This is a genomic window from Paenibacillus sp. sgz302148 (genome assembly GCF_056120465.1).
The window spans coordinates 1-17,210 of record NZ_JBVYOJ010000033.1; the positions used below are offsets into that span (position 1 = coordinate 1).

Sequence of the window (17,210 nt, forward strand, 5' to 3'; positions counted from 1 at the left end):
TTCCGTGTATTGGTTACGTTGTTGCTTTTCCATGTGGGACACCCCTTCTCGTAAATACCATTATCCTAATTCACTTAACGGGTGTCCACTTTTTATTCTAGCTACAAACCTACAGTTAATTTTTTGACTTTCATCTGAAAATTGGGAAAGTAGTAGAAATAACTACATGTTTTCCATGTAATGAACCCAAAAAAGCGAAAACTGGTGAAAATAAGTACATGAATTCCAGTTATTCTTGAAATTCATTCCTTAACTAGTTACCTTCAACACCTCTGACCTTGATCCCAACCGTCAGCAATCAACGTACTCACGCCCCACTCGCCGAGCCCCACCAACCGAGCCCTACCCGCCGAGCCCTACCCGCCGAGCCCCACCAACCGAGCCCCACCAACCGAGCCCCACCCGCCGAGCCCTACCCGCCGAGCCCTACCCGCCGAGCCCCACTCGCCGAGCCCCGCCAACCGAGCCCTACCCGCCGAGCCCCACTCGCCGAGCCCTACCCGCCGAGCCCCACCAACCGAGCACTACCAACCGAGCCCCACCAACCGAGCCCTACCCGCCCGTACCACCCGCCGCCTGTCCGTTTTCCGTAAATACCGAGTCGTTTTCGGTAAATACAACCTTTACGGTCTTCGTTTATGCTGGGTAGAGTGAGGAGTGATAACTATGTCGAAAGAACAACCATTCGAAACCCGACTATTAAGCTCGCTGGCGAAAGTGTTCGCCGATGAGGATTTGAAAGACCCCGCAATCACACAAGGCTCTGCCTTGCTTGGCGAATCGTACGCTTTTCAGGTCGCATACCGCCGCAACGGCTGGGCGATCCGGCCGCTTCGCGTGCGCGCCGAATCGGCGCTCGGCGATCGCGTGTCAATTCGCGCCGTCGGACTAGTGCCGTCGGAGATGCCATGCTATGCCGATCCCGACGACAACGTCGTACGCACGACGCCGGGATTATATCCCGATCCGCTGTATCCGCTGGAAACGGTAGAGTTATCCGCGAATCCGGGGCAATGGCGCTCTGTGTGGGTAACCGTCGAGGTAACGCAAGACGTGCAGCAGGGCGTTTATCCGATTACCGTCGTATTCGAAACGAACGATGGGGATGCGCTAGGAAAGGAAACGTTCCAACTGAGCGTAGTAGCGGCCGCATTGCCGCAGCAGAAGCTGATTCATACCGACTGGTTCCATACCGACTGCATCGCTTCGGTATATGGTGACGAAGTATTCAGCGAAGCGCATTGGAGCCGCATCGAGCAATTCATCGAAACCGCGGCCAAGCACGGGATGAACATGATTCTGACGCCGCTGTTCACGCCGCCGCTCGATACGGCCGTTGGCGGGGAACGTCCGACCGTGCAGCTCGTCGACGTCAAGCAGACCGGGCCGGATACGTACAGCTTCGGCTTTGATCTGCTGAAGCGTTGGGTAGACCTTTCGCTTGCGCGCGGCATCGAATATTTCGAGTTTTCGCACCTGTTCACGCAATGGGGCGTCAAGCACGCGCCGAAAATCGTCGCCGAGGTAGACGGAGAGACGAAGCGAATTTTCGGTTGGGAAACCGATGCAAGCGGACAGCCGTACCGGACGTTCCTCGGCCAATTTTTGCCGGAGCTCGTAAAGTTCATTAAGCAGCACGGGTTGGAGCAGCGCAGCTACTTCCACGTATCCGACGAGCCGGGCATGGATCATCTGGAAGCGTACCAAAGCGCAAGTGAAATCCTGAATGAATACTTAAGCGAATTCCCGGTCATCGACGCTTTGTCCGATTACGCCTTCTATGAAAATGGACTCGTCAAAAACCCGATCCCGGCGAACAACCATATCGAACCGTTCCTCGCGAACGAAGTGCCGAACTTGTGGACGTATTATTGCTGCTCGCAGTACAAGCAAGTGTCGAACCGTTTCTTCAGCATGCCTTCGGCCCGCAACCGGATTATCGGCTTACAATTGTACAAGTTCAAAATCGCCGGCTTCCTGCATTGGGGTTACAATTTCTACTACTCCCAATACTCGATTCGCCAGATCGACCCGTTCCGCGAAACGGCTGCCGGCAACGCGTTTCCGTCCGGCGACGCCTTTCTCGTCTATCCGGGCGAGAACGGCCCGATCGAATCGCTGCGCCTCGAAGTGTTCAACGAAGCGCTTCAAGACTTGCGCGCACTTGAGCTTCTGGAAAGCTACATCGGCCGCGACCGCGTCGTCGCACTGCTCGAAGAAGGGCTGGAGAAGCCGATTACGTTCAGCGAATATCCGCACGATCCGGAGTGGCTGCTTGCGAAGCGCGAGCAGATCAACAAGTTGATCGCGGAGCACCAATAAACGATAATACCCGACAGCAAAGCAAACCTGCACCGTTCATTCGATGCAGGTTTTTTTCAAACCATATCTTATGATCCTTGATCGGTTTGAAATGATTCAAAAAGGAGTGGGGATGTTGAGCAAAATCATCGGTATTGACGCCGGCAGTACAAAAATGCTGATGACGGCCATGTGGAATGGCGAAACCATCGATCGAACCGTACCGACAGGCCTGAACGTGACACCCGAATATTTGAAAGATGAAATCGAGAAATTTATCGATAGCCTGCCGTTTGAGCCGGAGGGCATCGGGATGGGCGTTGTCGGGCTGGTGGAGGGCAACCTATTAAAAAATAGTCATCTGCGGCATTTATGCGGCATGAAGGCGGAATTTTTCGATACGGAGCATGCAAAGACGTATTTTATCAATGATGTCAAAGCCGCCATGGTCTGCGAGGAGCAATGGTATGACAGGGATACGACATTTGCGCTTATTATGGCGGGTTCGGGTTTTGCCATGTCCGTTCGAACGCAAGGCGTTCACGTATTGGGCCGGAATGGCTGGGCGGGGGAGCTCGGCTCCAATCCGTACCCCATCAACGGCAAAGTCGAAACATTGGATGCAATATCCGGAGGCTACGGCATTCTTAACAAAGCGGGCTGCAGTATCGACGAGCTGCTGGAGGCTCTGGAGCGCGGCGAGAAATTCGCGACGGATGTCATCGAACAGGCCGGGTTTTATTTTGGCCTGGCGCTAAGCGATGTTATCCATACGTTTAATCCGGAATACATTGTCGTCGGCGGCAGTTGCGCCAAATTCAAGGGGTATATGGATAAAGCGATCGAGGTGGCCAAGCAATATACGCTGCAAGAGATGTTTCATTCGTGCAGTATTGTCGGGCCGCGCGACGCCAAAAGAATCGTGGCTCTAGGCGCCATGAAATTTGCGGAAAGCCAGATGAACCCTACCGTTTCGTAAACAAGGTTCATCAATAAATCGAATATGAGTAAAACAAAACCTGCACCGTTCTTCGGAGCAGGTTTTTTACGCTTTTATAGGTGAATCGAATCCGGTTTCGGAAAATAATGCCTACCGCAGAAGCCGTTCATTTCTTGCTTTCTCCACCGCTTCTTCACGTCCTTGAACTTGCATTTTCAAATAGATGGAGGAGATGTAGTTTCGGATCGTCCCTTCGGACAAATACAGCTTCTGCGCTAGCGTTTTGTTGCGAAGTCCTTCGGCTAAGCCTTGCAAAACATCCATTTCCCGCTCGGTCAGCTGATACGGATTATGCTCCGCATTCCCTGCGGCGGCTGGTTGCCCGTGAAACAACCGATGGGCTACATCCTTCGAAATCATCGTTCCTCCGCTGTAGACGAGCCGGATCGTCGCCGCCAATTCTTTGGGGTGAATCGACTTCAACAGGTATCCTTCAGCCCCGGCGCGAAGCGCTTCGGACGCATAAGAAACGTCCTCGATGGTCGTCATCATGATGACACGGATGTCCGGCCATGAATCTTTAATGGCTTTTGTGGCCGCGATGCCATCCATTTCCGGCATGTTAATGTCCATCAATACGATATCGGGACGTTCCTTGCCGCATTGTTCAACGGCTTGTTTGCCGCCTTCGGCAATCCCGACTTGTAAATCTTGTTCTTCCCCTAACAGCAGCCGCAAGCTTTCGCGGATTAACGGTTGGTCGTCAGCCAGCAATATTTTGATTTGCCCGGTTCCCTCGATCGCCTGATTCGGAATCGTGCAGGTTACGATCGTACCCTCGTCCCGCCGGGAATGAATGTAGAGCTTGCCTTGCAGTGCAGAGAGGCGCTCCTTCATGCCGGATAGCCCAAACCCCAATTGAATCTCATCTCGGCCTTCTCCATTATCCTGCACCTGCAGCATGATCTGGGCATGATCGTACTGGAGCAGAACTTGAATCGAGCTTGCGCGGCCGTGCCGGCTCGCATTGGTCAAAGCCTCCTGCAAACAGCGGTATAAAGCGAGCTTGGCTTGCTTCATCACGGGGTACGGTTCGCCCATCGTCCGGAAGACGGTTCCGATGCCGGTATTTGTTTTGAATTCATCGATGATCCCAAGAAGGGATCGGTCCAAAGGCAGGGCCTCTTCGATCGGATCCATCTGATGCACCTGGCGCCGGATATCGTCCAGTCCCGATCTGGCCCGCTTTAGCATGGCTTGCAGCTTGTCGTTTCCTTCTTGCGATTGAATATGCGGGCTGAGCGTCTCCATCCCGAGAATGATCGAAGTAAACGTGTGTCCGATCGTATCGTGCAGTTCGCGAGCCATCCGATATCGCTCTTCAAGCAGCGTCATGCGTTCGATCTGCGAAGAATATTGCTCCAGAATCGTATATTGCTCCTTGATCAATTGCAGCTTTTGTTTAATCGCGTCGATCGAAGCAGCCCCTTTCTGCAGGGCGAAGCTAATTCCATAGAAGACGAGGGCATCCATCAGGCTTTGCCAGAAATAACGCTGAGACAGCGAGGAAGCTGCCGATTCGCCGACGCTGAATACGAACAGCATGACGGCAGCAGGCAGCGAGAGCCAATGCGCCTTGCCGCGGCTATAAAATGCGATCGTAAAGAGCGCGGGGGGAAATAACCGGGTTAGCCCGTACTGGTAAGCAAGGAACAGGGCTAAGCCGCCTGCGAACAAGCACTCCGCAATGATGTAACGGGCATAAGGTCCCTTCACGAATGCGAATGGAATCGTATTGCAAACGAGGAGAGCCGCCAGCACCGCCCATAAAGAAAAATCCGGATTGTTCCTGTACATCAAAATGATGACGGCAACGACCCAGAAGGTACGAATCGTAAATTGGGTCCAATCTTGCCAAGACCACCGACCTTTAAAATAAGACATTGTGCAACTCCCAACTCTCGTCAACAAATTTGAAACGGTCATCATCGGCTGACTGCTTAGAAAGCCCGGTTTTCCTTGTCATATCAACGTTATGACTCTTTGTCACTATGTATTATGACAGCTATTTTGATAGCTTGATGGGGGATGAGACGATCCGAATGAACACGGAAAATTATATCTCATTCACATCTGGAATTAAAGGAGAGATAGCCGTTGAAGCTGCTGCAAATTCGTGATCTGACCAAAAAAATAGGCGGCAAGACCATCGTAGACCACCTATCGCTGGATATGGAAAGGGGCGAAATCGTCGGACTTCTCGGTCCGAACGGAGCGGGGAAAACGACGACGATCCGGATGATCGTTGGCCTGATCTCCAAATCGGGTGGGCAGGTGCTGATTGACGAGGTGGATGCCTCCGCTCATTTTGAAAAGGTGATGAAGCATGTGGGAGTCATCGTGGAAAACCCGGATTTGTACAAATATTTGTCCGGATACGACAATCTGGTTCATTTCGCAAGAATGACCCCGGGCGTAACGGAGCAAAGAATTCGCGAAGTGATTTCTTTGGTAGGACTGGAACAAAGCATACACGATAAAGTCGGGACCTATTCGCTCGGCATGAAGCAACGCCTGGGCCTTGCCGTTGTTCTGGTGCATAAGCCATCCTTGCTCGTGCTTGACGAACCGACGAACGGGCTCGACCCGGCCGGCATCCGCGAATTGAGGGGGCATTTGCGAAACCTGGCGCAGAAGGAAGGCGTTGGCATCTTAATTTCAAGTCATCTGATGGCCGAGATGGAGATGATGTGCGATCGGGTCGCTATTTTGCAGCGAGGGAAGCTTGTTGGCATTCATAACATGTCGGAGCTGGCGGGTGACAAGCAAACGCAGGTCCGATTTGAAGTCGATCGCCCGGATCTTGCCGTACAGGTTCTGCAGGCTTTGATGGCAGGCAAAGAAATCGTCACGGACCGGAAAGAGATCCAGATCGGCATTCCAAAAGCGCGTATTCCGGAAATCAATCAGAAGCTGATGGCGGCCGGAATTCATGTGTTTGGCGTCCAAACGGTGAAAAAGACGCTGGAGGACAAATTTATGGAAGTTACGGGAGGCGAAGAGCGTTGAACCTGTTGATCCGCAACGAAAACATGAAAATATACAAGCGGAAGCGCACCTGGGTCATGGTCGCATTGGCCGTAATCTATGTGTTGCTCCAGATCGTGAATCTGAAAACGTCCGGCGGCGGCGTCGAAAGCGAGCAATGGAGACAGCAGCTGGAGCAAGAAAACATCAGGCTCCATGAAGAAGCGGTGAAGCCGGATGCATTAAATATTGAAGTCAGGCAAGCGGAGAAGAACATACTGCTGAATCAATATGTTCTCAATCACAACATTCCTCCGAAAACGAGCGCATGGAGCTTTGCGGTAAGCCAGGCCGGCAATATCGTGTTTGCGGTGTCCCTCATTTCTATCATTATCGCCGGTGAAATCGTTGCGGCCGAGTTTGTTTCCGGCACGATCAAGCTATTATTAACAAGGTCGGCCAGCCGTACGAAAATTTATTTGTCCAAGTATATTGCCTCTATTGGATTTGCATTATTTCTGACTTTGGCCGGCATTGTGGCATCCATCCTGTTCGGGGGATTTATTTTTGGCTTTGACGGCATCGGCGACAGTTATTTGTTCGTTAAGGATCATGCTGTAAAAGAAGTTCCCATGCTGCAAGCTCTGCTCGGCGGGTTTGCACTCAATTTGCCGCTTATGCTGCTTGCGGTCACGCTTTCGTTTATGATTTCCGCGGCATTCCGGAGCACGACGTTTTCCATTGTCATTTCCCTTCTCGTATCGATTACCGGATTCATTCTCTCCATCGCGATGATTGGCTGGGCCTGGACCCGATATTTCGTGTTTTCTCATACGAATCTAACCCAGTTCGTATTTGGCGATCCTTCGATCGACGGAATTACGCTTGGATATTCCATTGCATTCGTCGGGCTCCATCTCGCGGCGATGCATCTTGTATCGTACCCTTTATTCGTCAAACGCGACGTGGCGTAGAAAGGGGAGTACGAAATGAAAATGTTGCGACTCATGATCATCGGATCGTTGCTGCTGCTTGTCGCGGCATGCGGCACGAAGCAGGAACAATCCGTGACCAAAGAGCTTGAATTGGAAGCGGGTCATCTCACGAAGCTTGTAATTGACAACCGGAACGGGGAGATCGAAATTGTCGGCCGCACGGATTCGGACCAAATTGAAGTGAAGGCTCAAGCGAGGGCTAGCGGCGTTAGTTTGGACAAAGCGAAGCTTGCGCTGGAGGAGCGGGGAGAATCCGCTTATTTAAACGCTTCATTCGAGGCTCAATTTTTTTCGATGGGCTCAGGGTCCGTAGATCTCGAAATCAAAGCACCGAAGCATCTTCGGCTGGATATTTCCCACCGGGACGGCAAGGTCAACATCTCCGGCATGTCCTCGGAAGTGAGGATCGACAATATTAACGGAGACCTGCAGGTGGCTGATACGGCGGGGCCGATTGATATCGGGAACAGAGACGGCGACATTGATGTCCGCGATATCGCCTCGGACGTGAAGATTGATAATATTAACGGGCATATCTCGATAGATCGGGTGGGCGGATCGGCTGAAGTCCATGTCGGCGACGGTTCGCTGGATATCGGTCACGTTGCTAAAGACGCCTCGATAACGCAGTCCGGGAATGGAAAGGTCAACATCGGAGAGGTTAAAGGCAAAGTAACTCAAAATAAATAACAGTAACGTTCGTTAGATTCTACGGGCCAAGCGGGTCGATTCATACAAAATATTAACTAATCGTGTTACCATAATAGCAAAAAGGAGTTGATCCGCATGGTGATAGCGATGGACGACTTGGAGGTCTCCTGTCCGGAATGCAACAGAGAAGGGGAAATCGAAGGGAAACGGTGCGAAAAATGCGAGGGAAAAGGCGTTATCCTGACGGCGCTTGGACAAACTCTTCTTCATTTTGTTAAGAAGCATACCCAGCAATAATTTTCCACAAAAAAACAGTCAAGGCCGTTATTCACGTGCCGGACTGTTTTTTTTGATATGATCCGGCAACGTCCGGCTATAGCCTGCCTCAGCCCGACCGCCACAGCAAAGCGACCGACAGCTTGCAGCACGGGATCGCATCGGAGGTGCTGGAGCTAAGTTCGATCCGGATGCTGTCTGGATTATATTTTACCTCGATATCGGACGCTACTCCTGTTGAACGCAGCAGCCGCTTGACCTCATCGGTTTGACTCCGCTGCGCCGCAACCATGATGCGATGCGACAGATCTTCGGAGCTGGACAGCTTAAGCAGCATTTGGTCAGCCTGTTTCAACAAGTTTTGATGAGTTAGCAGTGCGGAGCGTCGTAAAACCGTTGCATCGACCGGCAGATAAGAAGCCGGAGCCGGGCGGGGGATCAGCGGTCTGAACGGCGTATGCAGGTGATGATGAAAAGGCGCAACCGGACAAGTCGGCCGCACCTGTTGAATGTGATGGGGCGGATCTTGATATAGGCGCGAATAGCGCAACAAGTGGTTGTTCGTGCCATACATGTACGACATAGCGACCTCCTGCGTCAGGCATTCCTATATCGTATGCGGTATGGAACGGGAAGTTAACCGATTCCCGGCATATCGAATTTGCCCGGCGTTACGCCCCTTGCCCTTGTTCCGATGCGCTATGTTCCGAAGCTGCAAGCTTCGTCCGCTTGCGCTTACGGATGACTTCGGCCAATTGCACGAATGCATACGAGGCGAAGATGATCAGGATGAACATGACCGTGTACCCGTAACGCGAGAAGGTCACGAACGGCAAGTAGATCAGAATGAAATAGACGAATGCGAGCATCGTCGCCATAACCGGGATTTCGAAAAATTTCCTTCGCGCGAGCGCGATCGCCATGCCCGCGAAACCGGCAGCAACGAGGATATAGTTGAAAGCGTTCATGACGATGTTGCTGACGCCGAAGATAGGCCGCCAATAAAAGGCGTTTTCGAACAAGCCCATCACTTTGCCGGCGGTGTACCACCATGCGTACTTCAACGGCTCATGCGTGAATCCGTAACGAATAATCCGCAGCGCCGATTCCTTCTGTCCCTTGTCGTAGCCAATGAAGAAGTCGGCCCGTTCCTTATATTGCGGGTATTGATCGAAGAAGCCTTGCGACGGCATGTGCCTATTGACAAAAGCGCCGAGCAGCAGCGGGTTGCCTGACGATTCGGTCAGCAGGACGACTTTGTTGAACGTAACGTAGTTCCTTATCCACCACGGCGACATCAGCGTACAGCAGACTACGGCCATGATGACCCCGTACTTTGCCATCTCTTTGAACGTATATTTCTCCCGCAGCCACATGAACAGGAAAATAACCGGGAAAAATGCGGTTTGCGGCTTGAAGTAACAGGAGGCCGCCCACAGGATCGCCACCACGACGTACAGGCCGGTTCGTTTACCTTGAACCGCGGCGATCGTGAATAGGAGCAGTAGAAGGAAGAGCAATTTGAACGTCGTTTCGGTCAGTATGACCCCGGAAGAGAAATAATCCGGCAAAAACACGACGCTGATCAGACAAGCGCCGATACCGGCCGTACGCCCGGCGATCGCGCGCCCCAGAATGAAAATCAAATACACCGAGAAGGCTTGCATTGCCGCTTGGAGCAGGCGGAACGCGATAACCCCGCTGTCATCTTGGCCGAACAGAAGCATCATGCCCGAAATGAGGAACGGCAAACCCGGCATAATAAACGTTGTCGGCCCTTTGCCGCTGTTATAGGCGAGTGTGTGGTAGTCCAGCAGCACTCTTGCGCTGTTAACGTATTTCACGTCGTCATTGTTTAATTTCTCATACGTTCCGAGCAAAAAATAATCTCCGTACAACAATACGGTGCAGGCGCTTAAAGCAAATACGAACAGCGTGGCCCAAATGACGAGCCGCCGCACCGCTTTGCTTTCGCCGCGCAAGCTAAATAAACCCAGCATGAAATAACTCCCTTTATCCTATATTATCTCGTCTGTGAAAAACTTTAACACAAAATATGACGAGACTCCATGCCCGAAAGTTCCCTTGTTGTACATTTTTCCCTGCCTGGCAGGAAAACAGACATGCGGCGTAGAAGTGAACAGGACTTCACAATAAAGCCGAGGTGTCGAATTTCATGAGTCAAGTTCAAGTTATAGAAACAAACGATTCGCGTTGGGGGGCATGTCTTGCGATTTCCAACGGAACGATCGAAATGCTCGTAAGCGTCGCGTTTGGCCCGCGGATCATGCGGTTTCATTTGGCCGGAGAGCCGAATATGTTTTTTGAGGATGTCGAAGGGGCCATCGGGCAATCGGGAGACCAGTTTGCGCCGGTTGGCGGAGGAGAATGGAAAATTTACGGCGGACATCGCTTATGGACGAGCCCGGAATCGGTGCCGCGGACGACTTATCCGGATAACGAGCCGGTCGAATGGCGGAAGACGGATCGGGGAGTCGTGCTGACCGCTCCGGAAGAACGTTGGAATCAGCTGCGCAAAGAAATCGAAATCGAAGTAACGGGGGATAACGTGGTTCGTCTGACCCACCGGATTACGAACACGGGGCCTTGGGCGGTGCAATTTGCGCCATGGGCGCTATCGGTTATGGCGGCGGGAGGAACGGCGATCGTGCCGCAAGTCAGACGGGAAACCAATTTGCTGCCGAACCGCGTATTGTCCGTATGGCCATATAGCAAAATGAACGATCCTCGCGTCACTTGGGGAGACAAGTTTATTGTGCTTCGCCAAGACACCGAACGGCCGAAATTCAAATTCGGCACGAATAACGAAGCCGGTTGGGCCGCATATTACAACTACAATACGTTGTTCGTAAAAAAATACGACCACGTTTACGGCGGAACGTATCCGGATTACGGCGTTTCGTTCGAGACTTACACGGACGAGCGCATTCTGGAGCTGGAAACGCTGGGCGAGCTGCAATCGGTCGCGCCACAAGCAACCGTCACGCATATCGAGACGTTGTCGCTGCATAAGAACGTGGAACTGCAATTTGCCGATGAAGACGCGCTGGAGCAAGCTCTCGCTAAATATGCATTATAATTTTCATCGTTAGATTGCCCAATCATTCGAGAGCAATCCGGCAGGACGGCAAAAAACCGATTTCCAACCTGATTCGGTCAGGTGAGGAAATCGGTTTTTTCATTTGTCGTCAGGCATATCGTCAAGCCGGCAAGTCAATCAGCATGAAGCGAGTGTCGGCCGAAGCTTGAATATCAAGATTCGTCACTTCATTGATTCTAGCCGAGTCGCGTTTTTGCAAGGTGGCGTCCCCGTTCAGTTTCAGCTCGCCTTCAATGACGAAGACGAAGATGTTGCGGCCCTGGGGCTGCGTGAACGTCAGACTATGGCCTTGATCCAGGTCGGACAAGTATACCGTCATGTTTTGATGAATATGAGCGATGCCTTCTCCGGAGTTATTGGAAACGACCGGCAGCAGGGCGTTTTTCATTTGGCCGACATTGTAGGACGATGTTTCGTAAGAAGGTGCGAGTCCTTTGGTATCGGGATGAAACCACATTTGCAGCAGGTTCATCGGTTCGGTCTGCGAAGGGTTAAATTCGGAATGGTATACGCCGGTGCCGGCGGACATCCGCTGAATTTGGCCGAACGACGTGACCGCCACGTTGCCCAAGCTGTCGCGATGCTCAAGCTGACCTTCGAGCACGATCGAGACGATCTCCATTTCCCGGTGCGGGTGCGTGTCGAAACCGCCGCCCCCTTGAATGATATCGTCGTTCAATACGCGCATCGGACCGAAGCCCATGTTCGACGGGTCGTAATAATCGGCGAACGAAAAGCTGAAATTGGATTGAAGCCAGCCATGGTTGGCGTGGTAGCGAGAATTTGCCGGAAAAGTGCGGATCATAACGATCACTCCTCTACATTGTTTGCGCTACTTCCTATGATACCCTACATCTTACAAAATAGCGTCAATGGAATATTGTCCTGCGCCGATAAAGGCGATGCCAAGCGCGACGACCAACAGGACAAGGTTGTACTCGTAGCCGTTTTTCGTAATCCAGAGACCGTTCGCCGCGTGAACTTTGGCAATCGAGACCAACATTGTTGCGATGATGAACGCTGCCCCGAGAACGGTCCACAATCCTGCGGCGAACAACAAACCTCCGACAATCTCTCCGAGTCCGGCCATCAGCACCATCAGGACGCCGGGCTTCATTCCGATCGATTCGAACCAGCCTGCGGTTCCTTTAATGCCGTATCCGCCGAACCATCCGAATATTTTTTGAGCGCCGTGCCCAATAAACAATAAACCGATGACCAAACGAATAATCAAAATACCTGTGTCCAACATCATAACCTCTCCTTTAGTAACTTTATTTTTGTTTGTAACTTATGAAAGTATCATAAATCATTTGACTTACTTTTGTCAAGTATCTATATTTATTTATGAAAGTGACTTACGTTTTGTAGTTCAGTATGCTACAATACAATTAACGATTAGAGGTGAATTCGTATGGACTTTTCAAGAATGTGCCCCAAATACGAGTCTGCAGTCGATATATTAGGGAAGAAATGGACAGGACTCATCATACGCGTTTTGCTTGACGGTCCGAAGCGCTTCAAAGATATTAAGGAACAAATTCCGGATATGAGCGATAAAATGCTGACGGACCGGATCAAGGAGCTGGAGGGCAATGGCGTGCTGAAGCGCAACGTATATCCCGAAACGCCTGTCCGAATCGAATATGAGCTGTCCGACAAAGGCAAAGACTTGGAATCGGTCATTGAGAAGATTCAAGTATGGGGCGAGAAGTGGATGTAAGTCGGCAGAAATTAAGACGCGAAAACGCGGCAGAGGAGCGAACTCCTTGCCGCGTTTTTTTGTGGCATGCTTATTAGGTTTGTCGCTTATTGCCCTAAGCCACGATGATGAGTTGGATGAGTGCCTGGGAAAGTGTATTTATTGCCGCCGCGACGATGTTGGATGACTACCTGCGAAAGTGCAGTTATTGCCCTAGGTTACGACGATGTTGATTGAATACCTGCGAAAGTGCAGTTATTACCCTAGGTTACGACGATGTTGATTGAATACCTGCGAAAGTGCATCTATTTCGGCGGGAAATTAGCGATTGTGCTAAAACGCTTGAAATTACTGCACATTTGCAGGTATTTGCTTCGAAAGGGGCGTTCCGTCAGAAAAAGAATGCACTTTTGCAGTTATCTAAATTTTGCATCTCTCTAGTATTGCATCTCTCCATAACCACAACGCCTCAGTCCACGTCGAGCACGTACCGCTCGTCCTTGACCTCGGCCTGCAGCGCATGAAGCTCATCCTTCAACGCTTTGACGACGCCTTCGTATTCCGGATGCGCATATACGTTGTTAAGCTCCACCGGGTCATGCTGCAAGTCGAACAATTCCCACTCGGGCTTGTTCGTTTCGTTAAGCGTCCCCGGAACTCCCAAGCCGTCCGCGTAATAATAAATTAGCTTGTAGCGATAGGTCCGCAGCCCGTAATGCGAAAACACGTTATGGTCGATGCGGTGCATCCAATAACGATAATACATCGACGTGCGCCAGCCTTCCGGCCGCTCGCCTCCGAATATCGGCCGCAGGCTGTGGCCCTGCATGTCGTCTGGAATCGGCAAACCGGCATAATCGAGGAAGGTCGGCGCGAAATCGACGTTCAGCGCCATCGTTTCCGTGACCCCGCCCGGCTTGATTTCTTTCGGATAACGAACGATAAACGGCATCCGAAGAGATTCTTCGTACATGAACCGTTTGTCGTACCAGCCGTGGTCGCCGAGGAAGAAGCCTTGGTCCGACGTATAGATGACGATCGTATTGTCCGCAAGCCCCGTCTCGTCCAAATAATCAAGCAAGCAACCGACATTTTCGTCGATGGAAGCGACGCATCGCAAATAATCTTTAATATACCGCTGATACTTCCAGCTTTTTGCTTGCTCCGGCGTCAAATGCTCCGGAGGTTCTTCCTTCAGGTCGATCAGCGTCAAGTCCCGGTCGACGCGCATCGTCGCTTCGGCCGCTGCCGTTGCTCGGGTAGCGTAATCGTCGTTAAATGTTTCCGGTTCGGGAATCGTTTCGTTTTCGTACAGCGTTGCGTATTTGGCGCTTGGCACCCATGGACGGTGCGGCGCTTTATGGTGGCACATCAGGAAAAACGGCTTGTCCTGGTCCCGCCGGTTCAGCCAATCCAATGACAAATCGGTGATGACGTCCGTGACGTAGCCTTCGTAGGCGCGATCCTCGCCCATCTCCGAGAAGGTCGGATTGTGGTATTCGCCTTGGCCCCAGTTGCCGATCAGCACGTTCCAATAATCGAAGCCGGTCGGGTCGTAGTTACCTCCTTGGCCGAGATGCCACTTGCCGATCATGCCGGTTTCGTAGCCGCCGGCTTGAAGCATTTTGGCTACATGGTCCTGTCGGCCGTCGAAGCCTTCATACAATGTACGAACTCCGTTCAGGTGATTGTATTTGCCTGTCAGGATCGTTGCCCGGCTCGGCGCGCAGATGGAATTGGTGCAGAAGCAATTGTCGAAACGGATGCCTTCCTGCGCGATCCGATCGATGTTGGGCGTTTGGTTGATCCGGCCGCTGTAACAGCTCATGGCGTGTGCGGCATGATCGTCGCTCATGATGAACAAAATATTCGGTCTGGCGGTGCTGCTCATATTTGTTTCAACCTCCCAGGGTAGTTTGTGTCTAGCATAATAGAGCTAAAAAATATCTTTCTTACCACAATAGAATTTAAAAGTTTTCCGCAGATAACGAAGTGGATAATAAATTCTATGGCAAGAAAAGCATCCTCTTACGCAGGGTCATTCATCGTGGAAAGGACTCCGAATAGGAGCTTTTCTTACATTATATAGATTTGCACCGCCCGGCACGATGTACGCAATGTCGGTTTCATGTACGAAACAACTGCGATTTTAGAAGAACGAGCCTTAGATGAACGCTTCCCGGTTTGCATGCCAATCGAGAGATTGCTATGCTGGGGTTAGAATTTTCAAGTGGAGAGGATCGTTGCCATGTTTGCGCTGCTGGCGGTACATTATGACGATTGCATACCGGGCTGGAATACGGTACGCGAAGCAATTCCATACCATGTTATCGTTCTTGTAGCGGAAGGAACGGTGGCGTATTCCATTAACGGCGAAACGCATCGGGCGGAGGCGGGCGATTTCTTGGTTATTCCGAGAGGCACGGTCAGAGCGGGAATCAATACCGAAGCGCCGCACAGGAAATATACCGCCTTGTTCAATCCGATAGACGAAACAAGCACCGAAGCCCAACTTTTGCTGCAAAGCCATTTTCTGCGGATGAAAATAAGCAATTACGATTACGCGTACAAACGATTTTCCCGCCTATTCCATGAACGCTGGGAAGCGAAGCCGTTTCATGAGCAGATCTGCCTCGGCATTCTGATCGAGCTGCTTGGAATCGCGAAGCGGGAGTCGGAGAGCCCGGCCGTGGAGCCGATTAAATTTTATTTGGCGCGAAAAATGAAACAGGAGCTTCACCGTCGTTATAGGGAGACTGTTCAAGTAAGCGATCTGGCGGAGCTCATCGGCCGTTCTCCGAACTATACGATCGCCATGTTCAAGGAGGCGATGGGGGTTACGCCCATCGAATACGTTCAACAGCTTCGGGTTCAGGAAGCTAGCCGTTTGCTGCTGGAATCGACCATGTCGGTCACCGAAATTTCCGATTACTTGGGCTTCTACGATACGTCGCATTTCTATCGCGTCTTCAAAAAAATGATGAAGGAATCCCCTTCGGCCTATATCGCCCAGAAGAAGAGCTTCTAAACGGAGCTACGACCATTGGCGGCTGCTCCGTTATCTTGCGTTTCAGCTGTTCTAGCGCTTCCGCCGGATACAAGGTACAATAGACGGTATATTATAGGGCACAACCAGTCCATTATTTCCCGGGTAATGTCGCAATTTGATGAAGCCCGATGCATCACGATCCAAGCCATTAAAAACTTTAATACACAAGGAGCGACACAATCCGTGCAACCTTTGTTCGAAGCACGCGGGTTCATAGGAACGCATAATGACGAATGGTATGACGAAGGTTTCCATACGAATTATTCGCTTGAAATCAGCATCGTCATGGAAGGCCGCGGCATGTTCGAGTGGACGGAGCGAAAGCATTATATCGAAGCCGGGCATGTCATCGTCGTAGCTCCCGGCGTACCGCACCGTTTCGAAGCCGTGACGAAGGTCCGGTTCGGCGTCATCCATTTGGCGAACGTTCCGGCGAGGCTTGCCGAGCTGACGCAGCGGTTGTCCGGAAGCAGCGGCGCTCCCGGCATAACAACGTTATCCCGTCTCGATAAAGAACGATTCGAGCGGTTGTTCCGTGAATGGCTGCGTCTCGCCTCCTCGCCGATCCAAGAGCTGGAGCGGACGCATGCCGCATGGATGGAGGTGCTGCTGCTTTTCTTGCTGGAGCACTTGAAGGCCGATTTGCAGGCGATGACGGTAACGAAGGCCGCAGATTTCATTCGCGAAAATTTGCGTGAAAACGTCCATATGGCGGACTTGGCGACGCTGGCCGGTTTGTCGGAATCAGCGTTTCGCCGGCTGTTCGAGATGACGTACCGGATGAGTCCGAAGCAATATCAGCAGCAGTGCCGAATGAACGAATCGAAATGGCTGCTTAGCGCAACCGACAAAGACATGAAGGAGATCGCCGAGCAGGTCGGTTTTTACCGGCTTCATTCATTTTCCCAATGGTTCAAGGAAACGGAAGGGGTTTCGCCGTCGGTATGGCGGAAGCGTCAGCAAATGAACGACGATATAGCGGCTACGTAAAGCGAGAATCCGTGGATTTCGCGCCGCATACAGCCACGGCCGCGAGCAATGGCGTACGGCGTACAAGCATTGTATAGGACCTAAATAACGGGCTTTCTCAACACGCCGAGGCGGTGTTTAGGGGAAAGCCCGTTTTGCGTAAATTGTTATGCGTTTCC

The 17,210-nt window shown here is 51.6% G+C and carries 16 protein-coding genes; 10 read left to right on the forward strand and 6 right to left on the reverse strand.

Translation table 11 applies throughout. From position 1 onward, the window contains the following. The first annotated feature begins 666 nt into the window (after positions 1-666). Together AC0LWM_RS30535 and AC0LWM_RS30540 are read left to right on the forward strand one after the other, a co-directional pair. Positions 667-2,322 (forward strand): DUF4091 domain-containing protein, encoded by a 1,656-nt coding sequence (locus tag AC0LWM_RS30535; protein ID WP_474678820.1) that lies wholly within the window; start codon positions 667-669, stop codon positions 2,320-2,322. A gap of 115 nt (positions 2,323-2,437) precedes the next feature. Then, on the forward strand, positions 2,438-3,280 hold the full coding sequence (locus tag AC0LWM_RS30540) for an ROK family protein (protein ID WP_474678821.1): 843 nt from the start codon (positions 2,438-2,440) through the stop codon (positions 3,278-3,280). Between the two features lie 111 nt (positions 3,281-3,391). On the opposite strand, the gene AC0LWM_RS30545 is transcribed toward AC0LWM_RS30540, so the two are convergent. Then, complete coding sequence (locus AC0LWM_RS30545; protein ID WP_474678822.1) at positions 3,392-5,185, reverse strand: response regulator; 1,794 nt, start codon at positions 5,183-5,185, stop codon at positions 3,392-3,394. 213 nt (positions 5,186-5,398) lie between these two features. Between AC0LWM_RS30545 and AC0LWM_RS30550 the strand changes: the two genes are divergently transcribed. From AC0LWM_RS30550 to AC0LWM_RS30565, 4 genes are all read left to right on the forward strand, one after another. Continuing rightward, positions 5,399-6,310, forward strand: a complete 912-nt coding sequence (locus AC0LWM_RS30550; RefSeq protein ID WP_474678823.1) for an ABC transporter ATP-binding protein — start codon at positions 5,399-5,401, stop codon at positions 6,308-6,310. Then, on the forward strand, positions 6,307-7,242 hold the full coding sequence (locus tag AC0LWM_RS30555) for an ABC transporter permease (protein WP_474678824.1): 936 nt from the start codon (positions 6,307-6,309) through the stop codon (positions 7,240-7,242). Before AC0LWM_RS30550 ends, AC0LWM_RS30555 begins: the two co-directional genes overlap by 4 nt. A gap of 15 nt (positions 7,243-7,257) precedes the next feature. Continuing rightward, positions 7,258-7,953, forward strand: a complete 696-nt coding sequence (locus AC0LWM_RS30560) for a DUF4097 family beta strand repeat-containing protein (RefSeq protein ID WP_474678825.1) — start codon at positions 7,258-7,260, stop codon at positions 7,951-7,953. Positions 7,954-8,049: 96 nt separating this feature from the next. Next, the gene (locus AC0LWM_RS30565) at positions 8,050-8,211 is read left to right on the forward strand and encodes a tryptophan RNA-binding attenuation protein (RefSeq protein ID WP_474678826.1); all 162 of its coding nucleotides are present in this window, start codon (positions 8,050-8,052) and stop codon (positions 8,209-8,211) included. An 88-nt stretch (positions 8,212-8,299) separates the two neighbouring features. Here AC0LWM_RS30565 and AC0LWM_RS30570 read toward each other — a convergent pair whose 3' ends face one another. Then, positions 8,300-8,773, reverse strand: a complete 474-nt coding sequence (locus AC0LWM_RS30570; RefSeq protein ID WP_474678827.1) for a YuzC family spore coat inner layer protein — start codon at positions 8,771-8,773, stop codon at positions 8,300-8,302. An 88-nt stretch (positions 8,774-8,861) separates the two neighbouring features. Next, positions 8,862-10,190, reverse strand: coding sequence for a glycosyltransferase family 39 protein (locus AC0LWM_RS30575; RefSeq protein WP_474678828.1), 1,329 nt, complete (start codon positions 10,188-10,190; stop codon positions 8,862-8,864). Positions 10,191-10,366: 176 nt separating this feature from the next. Between AC0LWM_RS30575 and AC0LWM_RS30580 the strand changes: the two genes are divergently transcribed. Next, the gene (locus AC0LWM_RS30580; protein ID WP_474678829.1) at positions 10,367-11,290 is read left to right on the forward strand and encodes a hypothetical protein; all 924 of its coding nucleotides are present in this window, start codon (positions 10,367-10,369) and stop codon (positions 11,288-11,290) included. Positions 11,291-11,411: 121 nt separating this feature from the next. Here the strand turns inward: AC0LWM_RS30580 and AC0LWM_RS30585 are convergent, their stop codons facing one another. Together AC0LWM_RS30585 and AC0LWM_RS30590 are read right to left on the reverse strand one after the other, a co-directional pair. After that, on the reverse strand, positions 11,412-12,116 hold the full coding sequence (locus AC0LWM_RS30585) for a pirin family protein (protein WP_474678830.1): 705 nt from the start codon (positions 12,114-12,116) through the stop codon (positions 11,412-11,414). Between the two features lie 51 nt (positions 12,117-12,167). Beyond that, the gene (locus AC0LWM_RS30590; RefSeq protein ID WP_474678831.1) at positions 12,168-12,563 is read right to left on the reverse strand and encodes a DoxX family protein; all 396 of its coding nucleotides are present in this window, start codon (positions 12,561-12,563) and stop codon (positions 12,168-12,170) included. 162 nt (positions 12,564-12,725) lie between these two features. Between AC0LWM_RS30590 and AC0LWM_RS30595 the strand changes: the two genes are divergently transcribed. Next, positions 12,726-13,034, forward strand: coding sequence for a winged helix-turn-helix transcriptional regulator (locus tag AC0LWM_RS30595; RefSeq protein ID WP_474678832.1), 309 nt, complete (start codon positions 12,726-12,728; stop codon positions 13,032-13,034). 448 nt (positions 13,035-13,482) lie between these two features. Here AC0LWM_RS30595 and AC0LWM_RS30600 read toward each other — a convergent pair whose 3' ends face one another. After that, positions 13,483-14,904, reverse strand: coding sequence for a sulfatase family protein (locus AC0LWM_RS30600; RefSeq protein WP_474678833.1), 1,422 nt, complete (start codon positions 14,902-14,904; stop codon positions 13,483-13,485). 357 nt (positions 14,905-15,261) lie between these two features. Here AC0LWM_RS30600 and AC0LWM_RS30605 point away from each other — a divergent pair, with 357 nt between their 5' ends. Both AC0LWM_RS30605 and AC0LWM_RS30610 read left to right on the forward strand, forming a co-directional pair. Beyond that, complete coding sequence (locus AC0LWM_RS30605) at positions 15,262-16,041, forward strand: helix-turn-helix domain-containing protein (protein ID WP_474678834.1); 780 nt, start codon at positions 15,262-15,264, stop codon at positions 16,039-16,041. 204 nt (positions 16,042-16,245) lie between these two features. After that, positions 16,246-17,052: a helix-turn-helix domain-containing protein gene (locus tag AC0LWM_RS30610; RefSeq protein ID WP_474678835.1), complete on the forward strand. Its 807-nt coding sequence runs from the start codon at positions 16,246-16,248 to the stop codon at positions 17,050-17,052. Positions 17,053-17,210 lie beyond the last annotated feature (158 nt).